The following is a 24,390-nucleotide window of genomic DNA, read 5'->3' as shown; positions in this document are numbered from 1 at the left end:
TTTTACGCGCTCACTGACACATTAGTTTAAAGATTCTCAGAATGCCAGATAGACAGCCTGAATAAATACGTCGTCATGCCATTTGTAATGTTTCTCTTTGAGAATTGATTAGCGCGCACCCTGAAGCCCGCCCGTATGCACTATCACAATATTTGCTCCTTGCTTGAAAGTGCCCTTTGAAAGCATGTCTTTAAGCGCCCAAAATAGCTTACCTGAATACACGGGCTCAATGTGAAAAGGCATAGTGCGGTTAAACGTATCGCAAAACTCTCTCAGCTCTGGCGTTACTTTTGCGTAACCTCCAAAATGGTAGCTGTGATTAATGTTCCAGTTCTGTGTAGGATTTGTCTTCATTGAATGTGCGCAATCAGAGAGAGGCAAAAATTGCTCTACTAGATTTTCTAAATAGCCTTCGCCCTTTAGTACACCAATTCCTATAGCGCTTTGTTTCGGTGTGAGCGCCGAGACTATGCCTGATAATGTCGCGCCACTGGCAACCGGCGCCATTATGGTATCAAAAGCTACCGTACTATTTACTTCGCGTACCATCTCTTGAATGCCATAAATGGCAGATGCTTCACTGCCGCCTTCGGGTATAATAAGTGCACTATCAAAACGCCTCTCCAGCTGTGCTAAATAGCTTTCTGTATTTCTCTGTTGGTAGGTTTTTCGGTCTACAAATTCAATGTCTACACCCCATTTAACAAGGTCTTGAAGCATAGGTGATGGCGTTGCACTTTCATGGCCTCTTACCAACGCTGTTAAGGGAATGCCTAGCTCCTTGCTCGCGAAACCTAAAGCATGCAGATGATTTGAATAAGCGCCGCCGAAACTGACGATTTGAGAATGGCTGAATTTTTTCAGCGTATGTTGCAGCTTGCGCCATTTGTTTCCAGAAATCACGCTATGAATGGCGTCATCTCGTTTAACCCACAAGTTAATCTTGTTACTCCCTGGCCATTCGGGCGCAAAGGGTTGGCAAGGCGATGGAAGCGTTAATGTAGCCTCTAACGACAGTAAATCATTCAAAAGTGCGAAAACCTAACTGTGATCAATTGGATATCGGTAGCAGTATAACGTTTATATGGTTTAACAACATCAAACAGAGGTTTGATAAACAAATGCTTTCAACTACACACCCTATGAGTTTCGTGCGTCGTTCGGTTTTTTCAGTATGTGTGGCAGCAGCTACTTTTATTTTTCTATCAATAGGACAATCAAGTATGGCGAATGACGACATTCCCAGCGAGGTGCAAGAAAAGGTTCCAAATGCAAAAGTAGTCGGTGAAAAAATGTTTACTTACTATTTTTGGGATGTGTATCGCGCATCATTGTTTGCTCCAAACGGTGAGTACGAAGAAGGTGGCGTATTTGCTTTGAAACTGAACTACCAACGCGAGCTAGAAGGTAAAAAAATAGCTCAGCGCTCTATTGATGAAATGAAGAAGCAGGCTGATTTGTCGAAAGAAAAGGCTGATAAATGGCTTAACAGTATGGCGTCTATTTTTCCAGATGTATCTGACGGTCATGTGCTTACCGGTATTGCAACTGAAGATGGCATTACAGTGTTTTACTCAAATGGTGAGGAAATTGGCAGCGTAGACGATAGTGAGTTCACCACTAGTTTCTTCAATATTTGGTTAGGTGAAAAAACGTCAGAGCCCAAATTTAGAAAGGCGCTACTTGGTCTGTAACAACATGAGCACTTTTGTAATGCGCTAGAAGCGTATGTTCCAAATTAGATAAAAGGTATGTTCAAAATGAAATTATTTAAGCAAGTAGCAGTAACAGTATTGGGACTAGGGATTAGCCTAATTGGGCTGTCTGGCTGCTCGGTTTCTGTTGAAGGCAATGATTACAAAGCGGTGCAGCCTGCGTTTGATATAGAGCAATTTTTCGATGGCGATGTTAAAGCGTGGGGAATTGTACAAAACCGCTCGGGCGAAGTGGTACAACGGTTTGTTGTTGATATTGCAGGCAAAGTTGAAGGTGACACGCTAACGCTTGATGAGAAATTTGAATACGGTGTTGGTGAGGGCCCAACCGAGCGTGTTTGGACCATTGTAAAACAGTCGGATAACACGTTTGTTGGTAGCGCAACGGATATTGAAGGGCCTGCCAAAGGTACCTCTTATGGCAACGCGTTTAACTTCCATTATGAAATGGATTTACCGGTAGATGACACAACCTATGCGGTTACTTTCGACGACTGGTTTTGGGCTTTCGATGAAAACACCATGATGAACCGTTCGTATATCAGAAAGTTCGGCATTGTAATGGCCGAAGTCACTATTTTTATGCAGAAGCAGTAATAGCGAGCACAGTTTGGACACGCAAGTTTAATGTGAATTACTTTATTAAGCGAAAGGGGGTTAGTGCATCGGCTTAGTTTTTCCTGTTTAAGGTGTTAATTTATGTGGTGTTTTCACTTGAAAGTTTAGGTTTGAACCGAGTAGCGTAAAAACAAGGAAGAGACCTCTAGGAGGAATATTTTAAACTTCTGGCATGTGCCAAAAGCTGACGGTGGTAACGCCCCTTTGAGGGGCAAATAATGCTTGGCTAAAATTTTGAGCCCAGCGACAAAAGCCAAGCTTTATTTGTCCCGCTTAAGTTACTTGTTAGGTTTACTTATACACTTCAATATTGCTTCTTGACTAATGTACATCCATTGGCCATGGAGATCTGCACCAAACGCACCGTGAATATCTGATTGATTTACAGTTAATTGGAAGGATTCTCCACAGAATTTTGAAACTAAAGAGAAAAACTCATTTTTGAATGAATCCTCCCAAGCCTCTTTAACACGAGAAACTATAAATATTTGGTAAGTATCGCTAGCCAATTGATTGACACTTATTCCTTCATATTTTTTGGCTTCTTCATGAGTCGGAATATCTTGACCTACATAATTAATTTCGGGCACGTTGCTTACACTGCAACCTAACAGCAAAAATAGCAGATAGATAAATACGCAATTTTTCATGTAAACCTAACACCCAACTTAGGGGCAATAACACGCAGGCTAAAATGGGAGCGAAGCGACTGAGCCTACGTGTTATTGTCCCAGCGAGCGCCAGCGAAAGGCTACAGTTGATTGTTATGTGTTTATGCGCCCATTTCTGTGGCTAATTCAATTATGCGTTTTGAACCAGTTGGATTTTGACGAAAGTAGTCCCGAAGCTTTCTTATGTTACCCAAACTATCTGAGTAGCAGCCTAGACTTCTTATTGTTTGTAAAGTGTCAAAAATCAGCAAATCTAAACTATCGAATCTACTTTCTTTGCGCTGACGATTAAAATCCATCCGCACTTCCATTAACCTTACCAAGAAGTGTTTGTAGGGATCTACATCTTCCATCCTTTCAACTGAGCATTCTAAATATTCGACTTTGTCAGCTAGCACCAAAGGTGAAAAACAAAATAAAAGTAGCAAGGCAAGATATTTAGTCATATTCGTCCTAAACACATAACACTAAGCTAAGGGGCAAAAGCACAATGCGAAAATGGCGGAGCCGCATTGTGTTTTTGTCCCAGCAGCCTGCGCAGCGGGTTGCGACTTAAGCGTTTTGTTATAAGTCTTGCCTATACAGAGTTGTGATCTCACCATCATCACTTTTAAATTTGAATATTTCATCATTAAGTTCAAGAATCTCGTCGCACCATGATTCACCTACAAATTCTTCGCCTATGTCTGCTTTAGTAATTGTAATACACGACTCGATTTTGAATTTACGGTTTATTTTGTACATTGCTTCGATGTTGTATTTCACTCCATATGTGGTTCCCCAAGAAACTAAAACTCCATCAGGTAGGTATTTGTCATATCCCCAAAAAGTTCTACCACCATCGTCTGAATTCCCCCAAGTGCCAATTAACTTGGACATATCAACTTGAGCTGCAAAAGAGCCAGATGTAAAAAATAAAAGTAACAAATAAAAGCTGTAGATTTTCATGATTCCTCCGTGACTTATAACATCTTATTATGGAGACTTCACTGTAACACGCAGTAGGTTTCACGCAAAAAACTCCACAAATGGTCTGGATATCATACTTTTACAAGACTGATAACGAGAAAATTAAACACCTTTTATGCATATTACTAAGAATTCTCTGTAATAACGGACTCATATTGTAAGCTAATATCTCAAAATCAATGATTTATAGGTTTTAAACGCTTGGATTTGCTGATTACTAAGACTTCTTATTAAACAAATCTAAACTGTGCTCTATTATCGCTAGAACTAAGGCTTACAGCGTATTTTTGAGAGAATCTTTTGTGTGGTTACTGAGAACTCTTATTAATCACATAAGATAAACTGACCAATGCTTCTGTATCTACTGGGCTACAAGTCCATTTATCCAATTTTATGATGCGTGTTTCTGAGACTTCTCAGTAATTACGCAACATCATTTACTGGAGGATTTTCATGACCAATTTAATCGAGCATGGGTTAACGGTTGTTAACTAAAGTCTATTTTGTGTACTCAACAGATAGTCTGTTCTTGGTGTAGCTTTGTTCTTCAGCAAAAATTGAGCAATCTATTACTCAATTCAATAATTCGATCTTTATATCTGTATGTCCCAATCTGTCTATTATTCAGCTTAATTTGAATAAGTTTTTTCTAATGTGGACGATTCAAGCTGTATTAATTTCTTCATAAACCTGTTACAAAGTACAGGCACCATAAATGCGCGATGGATTGTGAATATGCGCATGGAAGCAAAATAACAACAATAAATAAGTAAAATTCCATGCGAATAACACAACAAAAGCAACGCTGGCTAATGCTGCCGGCTTTACTGTCGTGCGCGTCTGTTTTTGCAGCGCCGCCTCAAGGGTATTACGATTCGGTTGATCAAACTAACGCGAGCACGCTTAAAAGCTCGCTGCATCAAATAATCGACGACCATCAACGCTTTCCCTATACCAGTTCGGCAACCGATACCTGGGATATATTGGAAGTGGCCGACCAAGACCCTAACAATGCCAATAACGTAATTACTATTTATAAAAACGAAACGTACACCAAATTTGGCGGCGGTAACTCGTTTTATAATAGAGAGCATAGCTGGCCTAAGTCTTACGGTTTCCCCAAAGATGGCAGCAGCAACTATGCTTACACCGATGCTCACCATTTATTTATTGCCGACAGCGGTTACAACTCGTCTAGAAGTAATAAGCCCTATGCTGAATGTGATGTTGGCTGTGATGAGAAAATTACCATTTTGAACAACGGTCGTGGTGGAAGTAACGCAGATTCGAACTACACAACTGGCTCATTTTCTACCGGTAGCTGGGAAACGTGGAATGGCCGAAAGGGCGATGTGGCTCGCGCAATGATGTACATGGCAGTACGTTATGAGGGCGGTACTCACGGCGTAACTGGTGTGTCTGAGCCGGATTTAAGGCTAACTGATGATCGTGGTCTAATTGCAGCGTCGAATACAGGTGCAAACATCGATGTGGCATACATGGGTCTTAAGAGCGTGCTGTTGAACTGGCATAAAAATGACCCGGTTGACGACTTTGAACGTCGCCATAACGATGCAGTATATTCATTCCAAGGTAACCGAAATCCATTTGTTGATAACCCTGAGTATGTAGCATGTGTTTTTGAAAACGCGTGTTCAGGTGGCTCGGGCGGTGGCTCAGGCTCCAATCCACCTCCAGCATCGAATGGTTCAGTGTGGATCAATGAATTTCACTACGATAATAGTGGAAGCGATGTTGGCGAGTTTGTTGAAATTGCAGGCGTTGCTGGTGTAAACCTTAATGGCTACTCGGTTGTTGCCTACAACGGTAACGGTGGCGGCGCTTATAAAACCATTTCACTTAGCGGTACTATTGCCAATCAAAGCGGTGGTGTTGGCGCGTTAAGCTTTAACGCATCAGGTCTTCAAAATGGTGGGCCAGATGGCTTAGCGCTTGTTGATGCTACTGGCAGCGTACTTCAATTTATTAGCTATGAGGGTTCATTCACAGCTACTGACGGCGCAGCAGCAGGCATGCAGTCTGAAGATATTGGCGTAAGTGAAACGACATCTACTTCTGTTGGTTTCTCGCTTCAACTTTCCGGTGCAGGTGCCCAATATGATCAGTTTTATTGGGTGTCTCCTTCACAGGCGTCACCAGGGCAACTTAATGTTGGTCAAAGCTATACAGGAGCGCCTATTGCTGCCGTGCCTTGGATCAATGAGTTTCACTATGACAACCAAGGTTCTGACAGAAACGAATTCGTGGAAGTAGCAGGTAGTGCAGGAACTGATTTGTCGGGCTGGTCTTTGGTTGCCTACAATGGCGGCAACGGCCAAGCGTACAAAACAGTAAACCTGTCGGGTTCAATAGCAAATCAGCAAAATGGGTTTGGCACGCGTAGCTTCACGTTTAGTGGGCTACAAAATGGTGGTCCAGACGGCATTGCGTTAGTAGACGATACAGGCAATACAGTATTGTTTATTAGCTATGAAGGTACATTTACTGCTTCTAATGGCCCTGCATCAGGTTTGCGATCAACTGATATTGGCGTGTCTGAGAATGGCTCAACATCACGAAATCATTCGCTTCAGTTGAGAGGAACAGGTAGTCAATACAGCGATTTCACCTGGCAATCGGCAAGAACGAATACGTCGAACGGCGTGAATGCTAACCAATCGTTTTAATATGAAAAATGCTGGCGGCTTTTGTCGTCAGCATTTGAAACTAAATACAACGCCTAACCCGCTACCTTTTATAAGCGGGTCATGTACAAACCATATTTTTCCATCGTGTAGTTTTACAATGGCCGACACCAACGACAGGCCAAGCCCGTTTCCTTTGCTGGTGCGACTGCCATCAGCGCGATAGAAGCGGCGCTCTAAACTGGCAATTTCTTGCTCACCCACACCAATACCAGCATCGTTAATGGCTAAAATAATATGCGTTGAGGTTTGCTTTAACTCAACGTCAACCTTGCTATTAACGGGTGAATATTTAATGGCGTTATCTAACACGTTTGCCACCGCTTGGAAGAGTAGGTTCGGATCGCCAACCATATGAACCTGCTGCAGTGTGCTAGACAGTGTGATATCCCTTTCTTCTGCAAGGGGGTGGTACAAATCAACAACGTCATCAACGATAGACGTTATGTTGGTATCACAAAATCCTTCCTTTTTGTTTGTTGTTTCTAGCCCGCTAATACGCAGTAAACTGTTGAACATATTCAACAGGTTGTCGGCTTCATGGGTTGTTTCTTCGCGAAGGTCGTCGTCTTGAATTTTTTCAAGCGTGTTACGTAGTCGTGATAACGGTGTACGTAGGTCGTGGGCAATACTGTCAGTAACGCTTTTTATGTTGTTCACCGAGCTTTCGATAGTGTCGAGCATTTGATTGAAAACATAAGACAGGCTACTCAGGTCGTCCCAGTTACTGTCTATTTCCAATCTCTCTTCTAAACTACCGGTTTTTATAATTTTATCTGCGGTTTGCGACATTCGATTTATTCTATTCACCACATAAACAGCAATGGCAAAGCTAAGAATACTAAGCATGCACAACAGCACAACAATGATCCAGCTGAAGGTTTTACCAAACCACTGAGCACTATAGAGATCGTCAATACCGCGGCCAACGTGTAACATAAAATCGCCAAGCTGTACTTCTCTAAGTAAAGCTTGGCGCAGAGTATCTCGTTCTAGTGTGTCCTTTCGCGTAATAACCAGTTCCACCGTAGCCATAGCGTCCGAGCCGTGTTTCGCTATGACCAAAGGAATACTAGCTAGATTTCCTGTAATAACTTCTTCGTCTTTTGATAGCACCACAAACGCGCGGTTAGTTTCAAATTGAGAAAGCCCGGAGTCGGGCGTGGCTGACGACATGGTGAAAGCGCCACTTTCAATAGCGCTTACTACAGCATTGATACCTAAGGATTTATATAAAGTAGTGAGCGCCTCGACCTTGGCATTAACGGCGGCATTAGATTCGGTAATGAATATATCGCTACTGGTAAGGCGCCAGAAATAAACGATAAGTACGATGGCGATACTGGCGAGCGTGGTAAGCAATGCGCCTACGCGAAAGCTAGAGCTTCGCGTAAAGTCGCGAATTGCAATCATGCAAGATTATCCGCTATTCGATATCCTGTGCCGCGTACAGTTTCAATCAGGGGAACGTTAAATGCCTTATCTACTTTTTGGCGAAGACGACTAATATGCACGTCAATCACATTGGTCTGTGGATCGAAGTGATAATTCCATACTTGCTCAAGCAACATACTGCGAGTAACTACTTTACCTTTATGGCGCAGCAAACACTCTAACAGTTGAAATTCTTTAGACTGCAGGTCTATCTCGGTCTCGCCACGCAACACTTTTCTGTTTACCAAATCGAGTGTTAGGTCGCCTACTTTGATAAGGGTTTTGTCTTCGCTTTCACGGGCGCGGCCCGCAAGCCCTTCAACACGGGCCAGCAATTCTTCAAAAGCAAAAGGTTTGGTGAGGTAATCGTTTGCGCCTGTCCGTAAGCCCTTTACTTTGTCTTCAACTTGGCTTTTTGCACTTAACAACAACACTGGAGTGGTGTTTCCGTTCTCTCGAAGTTTCTCAAGTACAGTAAATCCGTCGAGCTCTGGTAGCATGACATCTAGAATTACAGCATCTAATTCGTTTGACACTGCTTCGCGATAGCCTGCTGCACCATCACCAACGGTAATACACTCATGCCCTTCGCCTAACAGGCCATCGGTGATGTGTGAGGCAACTTTTGGATCATCTTCAACGAGTAGCACTTTCATTTTAACGCTTCTTCTTTCAGTTTTACCTGTCTGAGGCTATGCGCTTGATGCAATCATAAACTTACGAGACCACCGTTAACGCTGCAACCCCTCATTCAAGCGATACACGCTTTCAAGATAAATACGTATTTTTAAGTAGAAAACGATCACTTTCACAATGCGTTAAAAGCGCCTAGTTACGTTCGAAGCGAATGTCGGCATTGTAAGGAGTAAAATGTTGCACGTCGCCGCGTTCACACTTTTTCTGAACCTCGTGCCAATACTCTGGCGTCATCAAATCGCCATGTAACGACTTCAGAATATCCTTAAACTTGCGCTTCCCAACAATAAAGTGCTCGAATTGCTCTGGAAATACGTCGTTTGGCGCTACTGACAACGTATCAATGGCATAAGGGTCATCCGATTTGGGTAACGCCCTGAAGTTACGCTCATTCATTAAGCAAATTTCATCGTAGTCGTAAAAAATGACGCGACCGTGTCGAGTTATGCCGAAGTTTTTATGCAGCATATCGCCAGGAAAAATGTTCGCCATCGCGATTTGTTTGATACAAAGCCCTAGTTCATCCAATGCTCGTGTTATTTTGTCTTCATCGGTTTCAGACTGCAGATACAAGTTGAGTGGCGTCATTTTACGCTCGATATACAAGTGCTTAATGATGAGTTCGGTTTCGGTAAATTCTAAACTTGATGCACAAGTTTCTTTTAGCTCTTCGATAAGCTCTGGCTCTATTCTGTCAAGCGGAAAGCGAAAGTTCACGTACTCATGAGTGTCTGCCATCCTTCCCACACGGTCCGACATTTTTACCAGCTTGTAGCACTCTTTAACGTGGTCTCGCGTAATCTTTTTGCTTTCAGCAAATTCGTCTTTAATTATCTTAAATACAACGCCGTAAGAGGGCAGGTGAAACACCATCATAACTAGCCCTCTAATGCCCGGAGCAGCTTCAAACTTGTCGTTTGACTCGTCCATATGCTGTAAGAAATTACGATAAAACACGGTTTTACCATGTTTGTAATGGCCCATTGCCATATAAAGTTCGAAGTGTTTTTTGTTCGGCAGTAGCTCTTGTAAGAAAGCGGCTACCTCTGCCGGATTTTGTGTATCGGCCATAAAATAGCTGCGAGCAAAACCAAATATAACGCTTAAGTCTTTTCTGTCAGTTAGCAAGGCATCAACGAACATATGTGGTTCGTTATAACGACGCATAGCAATAACAAAAGGCAAAGTTTCATCAGGCATGCAAATACGACCTATCAAGTACGCTGCCTTGCCTCTGAAAAAGGTGGGTTTTAGTATTTCCACGGCTTGAACGCTGGCTAGTTGCGCTTTGTCTAAACGCTTTCGAAGGGCCGACTCAAGGTTTTGCAGATCACGCTCGAAATCTTCAAAGGGAATGTTGTATCGATAAATTTTAAATATCGACTCATACATTTCTCTTACGGTGGTTGTAGTGTCGAAGCTGTTGATGACTTTGTCTCTGTCTTGCCCTGGCAAAAAACATCGGCTAGGCAACACGAACATCATGTCGTTATCTATTTTTCTGTGCTTGAACAACCTACCAATAACAGAGTTGTAAAAGGTTTCTGCAAGTTCAAATTGGGGGTGCCCCTCTAGTTGCACTGCGAAGTTCTTCTTTAAGCTTTGCCAGAAAAAATCAACTTTTTGATGCACATCGGTAATCTGATAAATTTCAGCAACGGCATCAGACAAACTTTGTTCATAAATAGTAATGCGGTCTTTAGAGGCTTGCTGAGTTTCTCGCCAATCGCCTTTTTCAAAACGCTGCTGCGCCCCTCGGGTTATTCGTGAAAACCAACGGTAGCTTTTGTCAAAGTGCGATAAAATAAGATAGGCAACCTTCCTTACTTCGGCTTCATCATGAGAGGTGGGCGAGTTCTGCATTTGTTTTTCCTTTTTTCTGAACTTGTATATCTACCACAAAACGAGAAGATAAAAAGAGAAAAGTGACACAAACTGCTTTCGCTGTTTTTGTGTGCGTTTCGACACAGACTTTAGGGTAATTAATGTAATTAATAGCGTTTTTAGATATTTTCTTAAATTTTTGTTTAGGTTATGCTGGAACTCAAATAACAATAAATAATAAAAGTTCTTTCACATGAGTTTTAATGTTCTTATTTGCGACGATTCTACGCTAGCGCGTAAGATGGCAAAGAGAAGTCTTCCTGACGGGTTTGCGCAAAACACTTACGAAGTCAGTAATGGTATGGATGCCTTAGAAGTATTGGCTCACCACAATATTGATTTACTCTTGCTAGACTTAACCATGCCGGTATTAGACGGTATTGGGGTATTAGAAGAAATAAAGAAACGAAACCTTAAAACCTTCGTTATTGTAATATCTGGTGACATTCAGCCTTTGATGCAAGAAAAAGTAATGTCGTTGGGTGCATTGGGCTTTATTCAAAAGCCAGTTAAGCAAGAAGTTTTATTTGGTGTATTACATCGTTTCGGCTTTGTAGCACCTGAATTTGAGGGCGAAGCCGTAACTGGTTAAAAAGTCTGGCTAAATATAACTGGTTAAAAGTAATGGATTAAAAAGGCAGCACACGGCTGCCTTTTTTGCTATTTAATTACGCTAGTCGAACCAATGACGGGTTTTATTCGCAAACCACACCAGAGATAACATTACGGGTACCTCTACCAACACGCCTACTACCGTTGCCAGTGCAGCACCGCTGTGCAGTCCAAATAATGAAATAGCAACGGCAACAGCCAGTTCAAAGAAATTGGATGTCCCAATCATACATGCCGGCGCGGCAACGTTATGCGGAAGCTTAAGCCTTTTTGCTGCGAAATAGGCAATAGCGAAAATACCGTAGGTTTGAATTAACAGTGGTATGGCAATAAGTACAATATCTTGTGGTTGTGCAAGAATGGTGTTGGCCTGTAAACCAAACAGAATAACAATAGTGAGCAATAAGCCCATTATCGAAAGCGGTTTGCACTGCGAAACAAGTTTATGTACCGCATCAGGGCCTTTTTTATCTAGCTGCTTGCGCGTAATGTAGCCCGCGAATAGCGGTAAAACTACATATAGCATCACTGAAATTAGCAGCGTATCCCAAGGCACAGTAATATCTGTTACGCCCAATAACAAGGCGGTGAGCGGGGCGAAGGCCACTACCATGATTAGGTCGTTTATAGATACTTGAACTAATGTGTAGTTAGCGTCGCCTTTTGTTAGATGACTCCATACAAATACCATAGCAGTACACGGTGCCACACCAAGTAAAATCATACCTGCAATATATTCAGTGGCTGTTTGCGGGTCTACCCAATCTGCAAAAATGCCCTTAAAGAATAACCAGCCAAGAAACGCCATAGTGAAAGGTTTAATTAACCAATTCACTACGAGCGTAAGCACGAGTCCTTTAGGCTTCTTGCCCACGTCTTTGATAGAGCCAAAATCGATTTGCACCATCATTGGGTAAATCATCAACCAAATAAGTACGGCAACCACCAAGTTAACATGTGCATATTCGACATTCGCAATTACTTCAAAGGCACTGGGTGCCACATATCCTAAGCCAACGCCTGCTGCGATACATAGCGCAACCCACACCGACAAATAACGCTCAAAAAATCCCATCGTTGTCTCTCTTAAATTGATTTTTGGTTAACGCGCTTACTCACTTCTTCTGCGCTTTCCACGCGTTCTGAGTAGCGGTTTACAAGGAAATCTTTGTTGTCGCGAGTAAGCAGCGTAAATTTCACCAGTTCTTCAACAACATCTACAATGCGATTGTAATAAGGCGATGGTTTCATGCGCCCATTGTCTTCAAACTCTAGAAATGCTTTTGCTACAGACGACTGATTGGGGATGGTAAGCATGCGCATCCAACGCCCCAGAATTCGCATTTGGTTCACGGCATTGAACGATTGGCTTCCACCGCACACCTGCATAATGGCCAGAGTTTTTCCCTGGGTAGGGCGCATGCCGCCAATGCTTAATGGCACCCAGTCAATCATACTTTTCATAATGCCTGTAATGCTGCCATGGCGTTCAGGCGAGCACCAAATTTGCCCTTCAGACCACATCATTAAATCGCGAAGTTCTTTTACTTTCGGGTGGTGTTCATCTTCTGTATCAGGTTGAGGGAGGCCTTTAGGGTCAAAAATTTTGGCCTCAGCGCCAAAGTATTCAAGTAAACGTGCCGACTCTTCAATAACTAATCGGCTGTACGAGCGCTCGCGAAGTGAGCCGTACAATAAAAGAATACGCGGCTTATGTTGCGAGAATGATGTAGCAAAATCCGCTACCTGTGGGGTATGTAAATTCTCTGGTGATACGTTATCTGAGGGCATGTTTTTACCTTCATTGACGCTTTGGCTTACTGTGGAATCTGTCATTACTGTGCCCCTAGCGTGGCAAGCGCTTGCTTAAGCGCAGCTTTATCCAAATTCTGTTCTGCTAATTCAGCAAGTGCGCTAACGCGTTGCTCAATAATATTCATCGTTTGATTGAATGCGGCGGCTTTTGCTGTGTCATCACCCTCAACTTTAGAAGGGTCTTCAAGACCCCAGTGTACTTTCAGCGACTGCCCAAAATACACGGGGCAGCTTTCACCGGCTGCAGAGTCGCATACGGTTACAACGAGATCTGCTGAATAGTCTTCAAAATCATCCCAAGACTGACTTCTTAAACCCTGAGTGTTGTAGCCTCGCTCCGCTAAATACTTCAAAGACAGTGGGTGAACCTCGCCCTCCGGTTGGCTACCAGCGCTTCGCGCTTCAACATTTCCGTGAGATGCATTTGTAATAGCTTCGCATAGGATGCTGCGACAGCGATTGTGGGTGCAAATATATAGTACTTTCATGATTATCCTTTTTACTATTTACGCGCATTTGCTACGGACATTTACAGTGAATTTGTGCCGTTAAGCGGTGCGTTAGGTAACAGTAATAATTGAGTAAAATGTTTAAGTGATACGAACTATTTAGCAGCTGGTACAGGTTAAGTTTTCCATTGCACTTTCGATATAGTTCGCATTGTGTTTTGCGGTTTGAGATATCACGTCGCTTGCCCATTGCGGAAGGTTAGGGTGAAGGCGATAGTAAACCCATTTTCCTTTACGGGTATCTTGTACCAGTTCGCATTTGCGAAGATCGGCTAAATGGCGTGAGATCTTTGGCTGGCTAAGCTGCAGTGCCTCTGTTAAGTCACATACACACAGCTCGTCCTTCACACTTAGCATAAGCAGTGTTTTTAGCCTTGTATCTTCAGAAAGGCATTTAAAAAACGCAAGTGGAGAAAGCTGACACATCGACATAGTAAAACATATATGAAATTTCGGATGCGAATATCGTATATGTTTTTCCGTATGTGTCAATGACACATCTGAAATTTCATATGTGAATGCAAGTAAGTGTTTGGTTGAATGCGTATTTCGGTAGGAAATTACAGCGGTAAGAAAGTGCAGTGGTAAGAAAATGAATCGGTATTAAAAACGTAGCTAAAAGAAAGACGTGGCAGAAACAAGAAAGGAACACGAACAGTGTTCCTTTTACATGCTCAATGAACTTAGGGAAGAGCTGGTTAAAACATGGCTACGTTAAACATAACTGTTTAAAGAGCTACCACTTTAAAGAGGAGTTAATGCTCATGTTCTATCGGCGCTGCTTGAAATGACATGGCAATATTGGTGTTGTTCAACCTATTGAAGTGCGTGATTACATCGCTCATAAAGGCGTACCATGTAGGGTTAGGATGCCAGATTGCCATTAAGTCACTCTTGGCCTTAGTTTCGCTTTCTCCTAAAACCGCCACTCGATATAAGTAGGTAAAAGAGGCGCCTCGCCAATTCAGCTTGCAGTGTGTAAGCACTTTCTCGTTTTCGGTATCGACTCGCTGCATAAATGCGGCGTAGTTAAGAAAGTTGTTAAGCGAGGGGGCTTCCCAGTCTACAGGTACATTGAAATACGTTAGCGCCACATCTGCCGTGCTATTAATTTCATCTGAACGGTCACCAGGAATAAGGTCGATGACGTGGGTAACGCCTTTATCCTTAAGAAGGGCAAAGTGCGCTGGCTCAGGTAAGCCTGATGACATCATAAATGCGTTATTTTGTTGGTAATTGGAAAGCGTTGAAAGCGATGGCTGCATTTCCTGCAGAGCTGATTCTTCGTGGCTAGTTGCTTTTGAGGTGGTAGAAAACAGCCAGAGTAGCGACAATACAGCAATAAAATTGAATTGATTGCGAACGTAGTTTTGCATAATGCCGTATTCCGAATACTTAATTGTAATATCGTTAAACTATTATGCAGTTGCTTGTCCTGTCAAGCGCGTAGTAGATGTTTGCTTGGTTCTCACTATATACTGCGGTCCATCATTTAATTAGTGCTAACTTATTGCTGTGAAAAATAGATTTCTGCTTGCGGTGCTCGCGGTTTTATTGGCTATGATAGCTATTCAATCGGGCGCATCATTTGCCAAACAACTTTTCCCTATTGCGGGTCCAGAGGGCACAAGTGCGCTGCGCGTATTCTTTGCCGCCGCTATTTTGACCCTAATATTTAAGCCTTGGCGAGCACGCCTTTCACAAACGGGATGGCGAAACGTCATTATCTACGGTATGTGTCTTGGGGCTATGAATCTCGTTTTCTATTTTGCTATTGCCCGAATTCCTCTAGGTGTTGGCGTAGCGTTAGAATTTACAGGGCCTCTTGCCGTTGCGTTTTTCACAGCAAAGAACAAGCGAGATTTTTTGTGGGTACTGCTTGCCGTTGTGGGCATTTGCTTGCTTGCCCCTGATATTGGTACATCAGCAGAAAGCTTAGATCCCGTTGGCGTTGTTCTCGCGCTCATTGCAGGCGCATTTTGGGCTGGTTATATTGTTTTCGGGAATAAAACCGGCAATGAAGGCTCTGGCGGCGTAACGGTAACGCTTGGTATGTTGGTTGCCGCAGCGGGCATAATACCTATTGGAGCAATTAGCCAAGGCGCAGTGTTACTTACTCCATATGCACTTTTGATGGGGCTAGCAGTAGGCGTATTTTCTTCAGCTATTCCCTACACGCTAGAAATGCAGGCAATGCGCAATATGCCCAAGCAAACCTTTAGCATAATGATGAGCATGGAGCCTGCTATCGCGGCAATTGCTGCATTCATCATAATTGACGAGACGTTGACCCTTTCCCAATGGGCAGCGGTAGCGTTAGTGGTAATTGCGACTGCAGGTAGTTCTATGTCTCAAAGGCAAAAACAAGTAGAGACACTGTCTTAAACCGTATGTTGTGTAGCTAATAATGAAAAAAGCCGCCAGAAAAATCAGGCGGCTTTTTTCATTATTAACCATGTTTTGTAGCTACACACCACGGTTTAGTTAAAACTACTAGATATATTGATAGGCCTTTTCACGGCACGGTGGCGATTCATAATTTCATTAACCAAAATCTTCACTTGCCCTGCAATTCTTCGACATTTAAATCGCAACGTTGCAATGCCTTTTACGTGCTTTTTTCCCTGTGAACTAATGTACGACGCAGTGTGTAAAGGGCAGGGCAAACCGTAATGTTGACACCTATCTAACTGGATAAGAGGTGCTGGCTCTACCTGGTAAGCGTTTAGTGAATATTCTGCGTTGATGAATTTGTCTACAATGCCGATTTTGCCTGATTGAACAGCCTTAAGTAGCTTTTTGGCACCGCGAGGCCATAAAATATAGCCCGCTAGGCCCGAACGTCCTTGATAAAGACGTGTGATATTAACATCGTCAATTTGGGTGGTAGGTTGTCTTGCGACCAGCTTTCGTTGATTTTTCCCTCTTGCCTCCAAACTCAAAAAATCGATGTGATCTAAGCGGCTTATGTTATCTAATAATGTTAAAACGTCAGTAGATAAATAAGCGTCATCCTCAAGGATCATCATCGGTTCACCACGTGCTTCAACCATTTCCCACGCTTTTTTGTGATTGAAAAACACAGCAATCTCACAAAAGCTCATTGGTCTTTCCCAACTATCTTTAAAGCGCTCGTAATTTTCTTGATGAGAAGGACAGTCAGCAGAGAGCCTCTCGAACTCTAAGCCTAATTTGCTGAACTGCAGTTTTTGAAAAGCCAATCTATCCTTTGCTCTATCCAGATTGATGATGACCGTTTTAATACTCAAGACAACCTCACAGCTTATTGTTATTGTTGAAGCGTTCTAAAATAATCAACTAGGTTTTTTAGTATCAAAACCTAATACTACATTGCTTTTGCAAAAGAGAAAGCCCCTATCTTTTCAAATCATTAAAACGCCAGTTATCTGTGAGCAGAATAAAAAGTTTTTTGTTCGCTTTCTTTGATTACAACTATTATTTTAACTATTACGCTGAACAGTCAATGTCTCAAAAATAGAATAGGACAAATATGAAAGGGATAATTCATCTGAAATCTTCGGTTTCCTCCGCACTTGCTGCAGTTATGTTTTTTGCGGTTTTCATCGCGCAGCAAGCAATGGCGAATACCGCAAACCCAATGCATGCAACGCTTGATAGCTATTTAGCCTCATTGAGCGACAACGATAAAATGATGACTGCTGTTTACGTAACACTCAATGGCACACCTGTTTATGAGCATTATTCGGGGCTGGCATCGGTTGAAGACAATGTCCCACTATCGGCGCAAACACGGTTTCGTATTGGTTCAATAACAAAAACCTTTACTGCCGTGTTGGTGATGCAGTTAATTGAAGAAGGTAAACTGAAGTTAGAGACGCGATTGTCAACCTTCTTCCCTGAAGTACCCAATGCAGCTGACATTACCATTCAACACTTATTAAGCCATCGCTCAGGAATATTTAATTACACCAACGACCCTGAATACACGGGCTATATGACAACAGCGCTAACACAACAACAGCTGGTGTCGCGTATTCAAGCTTACGACCCACAGTTTAAACCTGGCAGTAAGCACCACTATTCTAATTCTAACTATGCGCTGTTAGGGTTTATTGTTGAATCATTTTACGAAAAACCATTGGCCTTTGTTATTGCTGACAAAATTGCAAAGCCGTTAAAACTTAATGACACCTATTTTGGCAATAGCATTGAGGTTGCTGAGAATGAAGCATCTTCTTATCGCTATAACAGCACGTGGGTAAAGCAACCGGAAACAGATATGAGCGTGCCGCATGGGGCTGGCGCTATCGTGTCTACTGCCAAAGATACCAACCATTTTTTTAATGCGCTGTTTGCAGGAAAATTGATATCGAAGCGTTCATTAAAAGCCATGATGAAGTTAGAAGACGGCTATGGCTTAGGCATGACAGCGGCACCGTTTAACGAAAAGCAGCTGTATGGTCACTTTGGCTCCATTGATGGTTTTGTGTCGGCGGCAGGCTATAACACTAAAGATGGACTAAATATGACGGTATTTAGCAATGCGGTTAACTATAACTTTAACAACGTGCTTATTGCAGTGCTTAGCAGTATGTATGGCTTACCCTTTGATGTACCAGACTTTTCATCAAAAGCGATCGAAGTAGATGAAGCTTCGTTACATGCATTTGAAGGTAAATTTGCAAGTAAACAGCTGCCGATAAAAATCTCGTTTTGGGTGGAGGATGGCAAGCTAATGAGCCAAGGAGAAGGGCAGAACCCATTTCCACTTGAAGCGTATTCTGAAACCGAGTTTCGCTTCGAATTAGCAGGTATTGTTATTAAGTTCGAAAAGCCTGATGGAACGTCCGGTCAATCAAACGCGTTTACACTTCACCAAGGCGGCGGAACATTCGCGTTTTCCCGAGTAAAGTAACTGAAGTGAGAGTTTAGAGCAGCTGAGAGAATACTCAGCTGCTATTTTTGAAGCCATTAGTTTAATTCTGCAGCCTTCGTTTTAACGCTCGCTTTTACGCTTTTTGATTTTCGCTTTTTCGGTTTGTATTTGTTGCTAAGCCAAATGGTAAACGGAACACCTATTAAGCTTGGCAACACCCAGCTGGCAATCTGGAGTGATGGAACCCCTTCAAATAATGTGCGCCCACCGAAAGCGAAAAATGCGGTATAGGCACCAATTCCAGAACCAATAATATGCCCAATATGCTGTGTAACCCACGTGCCGGGAACGATCTCTTTTTGAAATGCGTAGCGCACTATGCCAACCGCATTAAATAGTGCTATGGGCGCAAAAATACAGGTAAGTGTAATGCCATAGGTCACACCTTGATAAAGTGCCACTACTGCCACTACAAATAATAGGATTGGAAGCCACAGGTAGTTAATAGTGCGCAGCTTTGCTATATCTCGCTTAACGGCTAATACAGTTATAGCGTGTCTTATGTTGTTCCATACCAACAAGCTTAACATTAGTAAGAACGTATACTGGCCTCTAAGATGGGCGGTGAAATGTGCGGTGGATTCAAAGTGCTCTGGCACAGTGGGATAAATAGTAAGTGGTGCAATAAGCGCAATGGTTGAACTTATAACGCCACTAATGGATGTAAATAGCATTGCTTTTGCGTAGTAATCACCAAATTGTGAATGCACCTTACCGCCTTTTTTGGTGAGGGTAGGTACCCAGAAAAGAATGAGTGACAGTGCGCCTGCAACGATATGTGCGGCAACAATATAACCGTGAACTGATTGCATTATGTGCTCCTTATTGCAACGTCTGCAATTGAGTAAGTAATGCACTCATAGTGGTGTCTTTTGGAAAAGCGGATAAGTGCCAAAAGTCACCATTTAAAAAATGACTTTTGGCCTATGCATTAATTTACGTTTTTTGGCACAGTACAAAATCACATATTAAAAATATTGCAGTTAAAAACAATGTCGTTAAAAAAGTGCAGTTGATAACTTTCTGTTTTAAGGTGCTGTTTTAGATATGATTTTAACGACGTGCAAGAACGAATACGCTTTTTAGGAAAACAAAAAACAAATGAAAATATCTAAGCCCGCTCATTGGCTGGCACAGCTAGATGTGGAACGTGCATCCGCATGTATTACCTGGATGGTCATTAGCGGTTCAGCACTTTATTTCTTAGAGAAGCATTTCTCGCTTTTGCATTGGCGTACATTATCTGCCGGCTTAATTTTTCTTTTACTGGCCGTTTGTTTTGTCCTGTTAAGCAGTGAAAAACGAAGTAACTCCTCTAACTCATTTAGGCGCTTTGCTTTATTAGTAGTGATGTATGCACTTGCTATAGGCAGTCAGCTTGTAGTGCCGTATTCCTATTTAGCCATTTTCGTCGTTATTTGGTCGGCCATACTTCCCTATTATGTAACGTGGAAGCGTTGCTTGCTCTTATCGGTACCCATTGCAATTCCTACCGCGCTTATTCAGGCAAGCGTGTGGCAAGAGCACCAAGCGGTGTTAACTGGCGCGCTGTTTTGGACGTTTAATTTGTTTGCCATGATCATGTCTAATACCGCTATTAAAGAGGCAAGAGCCCGTGAAGATGCCGACGCATTAAACCGCCAGTTATCCAGTACGCAACAGCTTATGAAACAAGCACTTACGCAGGACGAGCGTTTGCGAATCGCGCGTAACATTCACGATGTGCTTGGTCATCACCTCACCGCACTTACTATTAATTTGCAGGTGGCGTCTAGAAAAGTAAGCATGCTAGAAGAGAAAGAATCGCAAGATATTAAGAAGCATGTTGAGCAGTCGCACAGTATTGCAAAGCTGCTGTTAAGTGACGTTAGAGAAGCGGTGTCGGATATTAGAGAAAATGCAGCTATTAACTTTTCCGAAGCTGTGCATGCCCTCGTTGAAGAATTACCAAGACCAAAGGTAGCGCTTCACATAGATGACAACCTGTCGCTAACCAACGTGAGCATTGCCGATTGCTTATTACGCTGTATGCAAGAAGCGCTTACCAACGTAATTAAACACAGCTCAGCGCCGTTCTTTGTTATATCGCTGCAACAACAAGAGGGTAGCTATTATCTGTGTATGCAAGATAGCCTTGGTCCTAGCGACCCAGAAGTACACTCTCCCAACCTTGAACTTAATCTTGAATCGGCAAACCATATCCATAGTGCTGTAGTTGCCCCCGGCAATGGTTTAAAAGGTATGCAAGAACGTGTATCAGTACTACACGGCCATATTGCTTGGCAGCAAAACAAAGATGGTTTTCGGATAGACATTCAAATACCGGAGGCAGAATGAAAACGCGTCTTGTACTAGTGGAAGATCAAATGTTAGTGCGGGAAGGGATTAAATCGCTTCTTGGTTTAGACGATAGTGTTGAAGTTATTGGCGAATATGAAAACGGTGAGCAGTTCATTGAAAGCGGAAGTGCAACGAATTGCGATGTCATTTTAATGGATATACGCATGCCCAAGCTTTCAGGTATTGAAACCCTTCACGCGCTTGCACAGAGAAACATTGCCACTCCTGTATTAATGCTTACTACGTTTGATGACCATGAACTGGTTAACAATGCAATGAAAGCAGGTGCGAAGGGATATTTATTGAAGGACGTATCATTAGACACGTTAATTGATACCATCGCGCAAATAAAAGAAGGTAAAACGCTTATTCAGCCTGCGGTAACAGAAAAAGTACTTCAAGGTTTAAAAGGGTTAAGCGTTGAGTTTGAGTCGTTTGAAAGCCCTGAACCACTGACTGAAAAAGAGACCGACATATTGCGTTTAATTGCAGCCGGTTATAGCAATAAAGAAATAGCAGACGCCAAGTTTAAATCTACCGGAACCATCAAAAATCAGGTTTCTTCTATCATGGCCAAACTTGGCGTTCGAGACAGAACCAGAGCGGTACTTAAAGCACTAGAGCAGGGGATTTTGTAAATACAAAAAGTAAAAACAAAAAAGGAGAGGCCATGCTTCTCCTTTTTTTATGGGATAAAGAAAGTAATTATTTATCCATATGTACAACAGAGCGAATACTCTCACCATTGTGCATCAAATCAAAGGCGCTATTAATATCACTAAGGCCCATGGTGTGCGTGATAAACTCTTGCAGACCAAAATCGCCATTTAGGTATTGTTCAACAATGCCTGGCAACTGCGAACGACCCTTAACGCCACCAAATGCGGTGCCTCGCCATACGCGGCCTGTTACTAGCTGGAATGGGCGGGTGGAAATTTCTTGTCCAGCACCGGCTACACCAATAATCACTGACTCGCCCCAGCCTTTGTGACAGCACTCAAGGGCAGATCGCATCACGTCGACATTCCCGATGCATTCGAAAGAGAAATCAACGCCGCCGTCTGTCATCTCTACAATTACTTCTTGAATAGGCTTATCGAATTCTTTTGGGTTAACCACGTCGGTTGCACCAAGCTGTTTCGCTAAATCGAATTTACTGTCGTTAATATCAATACCTATAATGCGACCTGCTCCCGCCATGCGTGCACCAATAATGGCAGATAAGCCAATACCGCCCAAGCCGAAAATAGCCACGCTGTCACCAGGCTGCACTTTTGCTGTGTTAAGCACAGCACCCATGCCGGTGGTAACACCGCAACCAAGCAGGCAAACTTCTTCAAGTGGTGCCGACTTATTTACTTTTGCCAATGATATTTCAGGCAGTACGGTGTATTCAGAAAATGTAGAACACCCCATGTAGTGATAAATAGGTTCGCCATCTTTCGAGAAGCGGCTGGTGCCGTCTGGCATTAGGCCTTTGCCTTGGGTTTCGCGCACTGCTTGGCACAAGTTAGTTTTGCCCGATGTACAGAACTTACACTCACCGCATTCTGCAGTGTAAAGTGGAATAACGTGGTCGCCAACTTCTACGCTGGTTACGCCTTCACCCACCATTTCAACAATACCACCGCCTTCATGGCCCAAAATAGAGGGGAACACGCCTTCAGGATCTTCGCCAGACAAGGTGAACGCGTCTGTATGGCAAACGCCAGATGCAACAATGCGAACCAACACTTCGCCTTTTTTCGGCAGCTCTACGTCTACCTCTTCCATTTTTAATGGTTCGCCTGGGCCCCATGCAACCGCAGCTTTTGACTTGATATGTGTTTGGCCGTCTTGCAGCGTATCTTTAAACGATGCCATGCAATAGCTCCTTTATTTTGTGTGTAGGTAATTTTAGAGAACAAAGTATAGGAGGCAGCAGAAATTAGATAAATACAGTTTTAGTAATTCATTTTTTCAAATATGTAATAATAAATGGTGGTTGAAGATAACGTGAACGGTATTCATTGCTGAGTGTGCGCTTTTTCTTTGTGTTGTCGCGGAAGCTTTTCAGCTAATAAAGCGAATAGAATAGAGGTTTGTAGGTAAATTAAATGCGCATTTTCTTCAGGGTTAAAAAGCATGGCATAACCCGCTTCAAGCATAAAAATGACGCAACACACATGCGGTCCATATCGTAAAACCTTTTTCATGCCATTCCCTTATTGATTGGTAAACATTAGAGAATGCTACAGCCAATAAGAGAGACGGAAAACTGTACTGAAGACCGTTTTTTGTATCGCTAAAGTTGATGCTGTAGGTATTGTGAGTGTGCATATACAGCTTCCAAGAAAACATAAAATATTAAGGTGATTGTTTGAAAGTGCTAGAAGGCATTGCAGAGTTCTGTGCTGTTGCAGAGGTGGGTAATTTTACTGGCGCTGCTACTAAGCTAGACACGTCAGTAGCCCAAGTGAGTCGAAAAGTGGCGGCGCTAGAAAAGCTACTGGGCGTAAAGCTACTGCATCGTACTACGCGAAGTGTCTCGCTTACGGAAGCTGGAAAAGTGTATTTTAACCAAGCGCATTTAGCACTAAAACAATTGGAAGACGCGCAGTTGTCAGTCAGTGCGCTTCAGCAGTCGCCACAAGGTTTAATAAAACTAACTGCCCCCGTGGCCTTTGGTGAAGCATTTATAGCACCGCTGCTGAATTCGTTTATGAAAACCTATTCCGGCATTAGTGTGCAGTGTACTTTCACTAACGACAAAATTGATATTGTCGACCAAGGGCTAGATTTGGCTATTCGAATAGGGGCACTTGAAGATTCAACGTTAGTTGCTAAAAAACTTGCGACTCGTCGTTTGTACGTGTGCGCAAGCCCAGGCTATTTTGAAGACAATACGCCTCCAGAAACACTGGAAGCGTTAAAGCATCACGCGTTATTGGTGGGGTCTCAGCCTTACTGGCGTTTCGTTGTTGAAGGCACAGCAAAAACCTTAGCAGTAAAAGGGCGGGTTAGATACAACAGTGGAAATGCGCTTCGAGCGGCGGCGCTCAGTGGGTTAGGTATCGCACAGTTACCCGGTTTTTATGTGCATAACGACCTAAAAAGTGGAAATTTGATAGAGGTACTACCAGCATACAAAGACAAGCAAGAAGCGATTTGGGCAGTCTTCCCTTCTAACCGCAATGTTGCGCCGAAAATACGTTTACTTATTGATTATCTTGCTAAATACATACTTGATGATAAGTAGAAGTAAGACAAAATTACCTGTTTTGTACCTTGATAAGCAATATTTTGCTTTTAATGTTTCATTTTCTGCAACACTGTGTGGTGAAAACTGCGGTTGACAGATAGACGTCTATACGGCAAATTGCATACATGAAAAAGATTCTACGCACTGGCACCACAATGATGTTTATTACCACCTTGAATAGGGCGGTCGGTGGCTAGTGCAAGTAAGCAAAAGACAACGAAAGCCCGCCTAACACAGAGCGGGCTTTTTTTTACTCACGTTTT

At 42.8% G+C, this 24,390-nt stretch carries 25 protein-coding genes; 9 read left to right on the top strand and 16 right to left on the bottom strand.

All coding sequences use genetic code 11. The annotated features are described in order from the left end of the window. Positions 1–108: 108 nt before the first annotated feature. The gene (locus V7R35_RS05360; RefSeq protein ID WP_334013683.1) at positions 109–1,029 is read right to left on the bottom strand and encodes a 1-aminocyclopropane-1-carboxylate deaminase/D-cysteine desulfhydrase; all 921 of its coding nucleotides are present in this window, start codon (positions 1,027–1,029) and stop codon (positions 109–111) included. Positions 1,030–1,223: 194 nt separating this feature from the next. On the opposite strand from V7R35_RS05360, the gene V7R35_RS05355 reads away from it, so the two are divergent. Together V7R35_RS05355 and V7R35_RS05350 are read left to right on the top strand one after the other, a co-directional pair. Further along, positions 1,224–1,694 carry a chalcone isomerase family protein gene (locus V7R35_RS05355; protein WP_334013682.1) on the top strand — a complete coding sequence of 157 codons (471 nt, stop codon included), beginning with the start codon at positions 1,224–1,226 and terminating at the stop codon, positions 1,692–1,694. A 66-nt stretch (positions 1,695–1,760) separates the two neighbouring features. Next, positions 1,761–2,312, top strand: coding sequence for a DUF3833 domain-containing protein (locus tag V7R35_RS05350; RefSeq protein WP_334013681.1), 552 nt, complete (start codon positions 1,761–1,763; stop codon positions 2,310–2,312). 299 nt (positions 2,313–2,611) lie between these two features. On the opposite strand, the gene V7R35_RS05345 is transcribed toward V7R35_RS05350, so the two are convergent. The 3 genes from V7R35_RS05345 to V7R35_RS05335 form a co-directional block, all read right to left on the bottom strand. Beyond that, the gene (locus V7R35_RS05345) at positions 2,612–2,923 is read right to left on the bottom strand and encodes a hypothetical protein (protein WP_334013680.1); all 312 of its coding nucleotides are present in this window, start codon (positions 2,921–2,923) and stop codon (positions 2,612–2,614) included. A gap of 182 nt (positions 2,924–3,105) precedes the next feature. Beyond that, positions 3,106–3,450: a hypothetical protein gene (locus tag V7R35_RS05340; RefSeq protein WP_334013679.1), complete on the bottom strand. Its 345-nt coding sequence runs from the start codon at positions 3,448–3,450 to the stop codon at positions 3,106–3,108. A 118-nt stretch (positions 3,451–3,568) separates the two neighbouring features. Next, positions 3,569–3,952 carry a hypothetical protein gene (locus tag V7R35_RS05335; protein WP_334013678.1) on the bottom strand — a complete coding sequence of 128 codons (384 nt, stop codon included), beginning with the start codon at positions 3,950–3,952 and terminating at the stop codon, positions 3,569–3,571. A gap of 800 nt (positions 3,953–4,752) precedes the next feature. On the opposite strand from V7R35_RS05335, the gene V7R35_RS05330 reads away from it, so the two are divergent. Then, positions 4,753–6,660, top strand: coding sequence for an endonuclease (locus tag V7R35_RS05330; RefSeq protein WP_334013677.1), 1,908 nt, complete (start codon positions 4,753–4,755; stop codon positions 6,658–6,660). 27 nt (positions 6,661–6,687) lie between these two features. On the opposite strand, the gene V7R35_RS05325 is transcribed toward V7R35_RS05330, so the two are convergent. The 3 genes from V7R35_RS05325 to aceK form a co-directional block, all read right to left on the bottom strand. After that, positions 6,688–8,091 carry a sensor histidine kinase gene (locus V7R35_RS05325; RefSeq protein WP_334013676.1) on the bottom strand — a complete coding sequence of 468 codons (1,404 nt, stop codon included), beginning with the start codon at positions 8,089–8,091 and terminating at the stop codon, positions 6,688–6,690. After that, complete coding sequence (locus tag V7R35_RS05320) at positions 8,088–8,768, bottom strand: response regulator transcription factor (RefSeq protein WP_334013674.1); 681 nt, start codon at positions 8,766–8,768, stop codon at positions 8,088–8,090. Before V7R35_RS05320 ends, V7R35_RS05325 begins: the two co-directional genes overlap by 4 nt. Positions 8,769–8,940: 172 nt before the next feature. Then, positions 8,941–10,671, bottom strand: a complete 1,731-nt coding sequence (gene aceK / locus V7R35_RS05315) for a bifunctional isocitrate dehydrogenase kinase/phosphatase (protein ID WP_334013673.1) — start codon at positions 10,669–10,671, stop codon at positions 8,941–8,943. A gap of 214 nt (positions 10,672–10,885) precedes the next feature. Here aceK and V7R35_RS05310 point away from each other — a divergent pair, with 214 nt between their 5' ends. After that, positions 10,886–11,284, top strand: a complete 399-nt coding sequence (locus tag V7R35_RS05310; protein WP_334013672.1) for a response regulator — start codon at positions 10,886–10,888, stop codon at positions 11,282–11,284. A gap of 81 nt (positions 11,285–11,365) precedes the next feature. On the opposite strand, the gene arsB is transcribed toward V7R35_RS05310, so the two are convergent. The 5 genes from arsB to V7R35_RS05285 all read right to left on the bottom strand — a co-directional run bounded on the left by arsB (position 11,366) and on the right by V7R35_RS05285 (position 15,004). After that, complete coding sequence (gene arsB, locus V7R35_RS05305; protein ID WP_334013671.1) at positions 11,366–12,379, bottom strand: ACR3 family arsenite efflux transporter; 1,014 nt, start codon at positions 12,377–12,379, stop codon at positions 11,366–11,368. Between the two features lie 11 nt (positions 12,380–12,390). Then, complete coding sequence (gene arsH, locus V7R35_RS05300) at positions 12,391–13,140, bottom strand: arsenical resistance protein ArsH (protein ID WP_438823446.1); 750 nt, start codon at positions 13,138–13,140, stop codon at positions 12,391–12,393. Continuing rightward, positions 13,140–13,607, bottom strand: a complete 468-nt coding sequence (locus tag V7R35_RS05295) for an arsenate reductase ArsC (RefSeq protein ID WP_334013670.1) — start codon at positions 13,605–13,607, stop codon at positions 13,140–13,142. Before V7R35_RS05295 ends, arsH begins: the two co-directional genes overlap by 1 nt. A 120-nt stretch (positions 13,608–13,727) precedes the next feature. After that, positions 13,728–14,060 (bottom strand): metalloregulator ArsR/SmtB family transcription factor, encoded by a 333-nt coding sequence (locus V7R35_RS05290; protein ID WP_334013669.1) that lies wholly within the window; start codon positions 14,058–14,060, stop codon positions 13,728–13,730. Between the two features lie 323 nt (positions 14,061–14,383). Further along, positions 14,384–15,004, bottom strand: a complete 621-nt coding sequence (locus V7R35_RS05285) for a hypothetical protein (RefSeq protein ID WP_334013668.1) — start codon at positions 15,002–15,004, stop codon at positions 14,384–14,386. Between the two features lie 139 nt (positions 15,005–15,143). On the opposite strand from V7R35_RS05285, the gene V7R35_RS05280 reads away from it, so the two are divergent. Next, positions 15,144–16,013, top strand: coding sequence for an EamA family transporter (locus V7R35_RS05280; RefSeq protein ID WP_334013667.1), 870 nt, complete (start codon positions 15,144–15,146; stop codon positions 16,011–16,013). Positions 16,014–16,108: 95 nt separating this feature from the next. Here V7R35_RS05280 and V7R35_RS05275 read toward each other — a convergent pair whose 3' ends face one another. Continuing rightward, positions 16,109–16,897 carry a glycosyltransferase family 25 protein gene (locus V7R35_RS05275; protein WP_334013666.1) on the bottom strand — a complete coding sequence of 263 codons (789 nt, stop codon included), beginning with the start codon at positions 16,895–16,897 and terminating at the stop codon, positions 16,109–16,111. A gap of 242 nt (positions 16,898–17,139) precedes the next feature. Between V7R35_RS05275 and V7R35_RS05270 the strand changes: the two genes are divergently transcribed. Then, on the top strand, positions 17,140–18,525 hold the full coding sequence (locus V7R35_RS05270) for a serine hydrolase domain-containing protein (protein ID WP_334013665.1): 1,386 nt from the start codon (positions 17,140–17,142) through the stop codon (positions 18,523–18,525). A 56-nt stretch (positions 18,526–18,581) separates the two neighbouring features. Here V7R35_RS05270 and V7R35_RS05265 read toward each other — a convergent pair whose 3' ends face one another. Beyond that, a complete protein-coding gene (locus tag V7R35_RS05265) occupies positions 18,582–19,358 on the bottom strand; it encodes a hypothetical protein (RefSeq protein ID WP_334013664.1) in 777 nt (258 codons plus the stop codon). Between the two features lie 289 nt (positions 19,359–19,647). On the opposite strand from V7R35_RS05265, the gene V7R35_RS05260 reads away from it, so the two are divergent. Then, positions 19,648–20,883, top strand: a complete 1,236-nt coding sequence (locus V7R35_RS05260) for a sensor histidine kinase (protein ID WP_334013663.1) — start codon at positions 19,648–19,650, stop codon at positions 20,881–20,883. Further along, positions 20,880–21,524 carry a response regulator transcription factor gene (locus V7R35_RS05255; RefSeq protein ID WP_334013662.1) on the top strand — a complete coding sequence of 215 codons (645 nt, stop codon included), beginning with the start codon at positions 20,880–20,882 and terminating at the stop codon, positions 21,522–21,524. The genes V7R35_RS05260 and V7R35_RS05255 overlap by 4 nt, the downstream gene beginning before the upstream one ends. Before the next feature lie 67 nt (positions 21,525–21,591). On the opposite strand, the gene V7R35_RS05250 is transcribed toward V7R35_RS05255, so the two are convergent. After that, positions 21,592–22,749, bottom strand: coding sequence for an S-(hydroxymethyl)glutathione dehydrogenase/class III alcohol dehydrogenase (locus tag V7R35_RS05250; protein ID WP_334013661.1), 1,158 nt, complete (start codon positions 22,747–22,749; stop codon positions 21,592–21,594). Between the two features lie 143 nt (positions 22,750–22,892). Further along, positions 22,893–23,081 carry a hypothetical protein gene (locus V7R35_RS05245; RefSeq protein ID WP_334013660.1) on the bottom strand — a complete coding sequence of 63 codons (189 nt, stop codon included), beginning with the start codon at positions 23,079–23,081 and terminating at the stop codon, positions 22,893–22,895. Between the two features lie 164 nt (positions 23,082–23,245). Between V7R35_RS05245 and V7R35_RS05240 the strand changes: the two genes are divergently transcribed. After that, positions 23,246–24,124 (top strand): LysR substrate-binding domain-containing protein, encoded by an 879-nt coding sequence (locus V7R35_RS05240; RefSeq protein WP_334013658.1) that lies wholly within the window; start codon positions 23,246–23,248, stop codon positions 24,122–24,124. Positions 24,125–24,390: the final 266 nt, after the last annotated feature.

The sequence above is a fragment of the Alteromonas sp. S167 genome, from assembly GCF_036864375.1.
Lineage (GTDB): Bacteria > Pseudomonadota > Gammaproteobacteria > Enterobacterales > Alteromonadaceae > Alteromonas.
The sequence above is the reverse complement of the archived record's forward strand: the minus strand, read 5'-3'. Positions and strand labels throughout refer to the sequence as shown.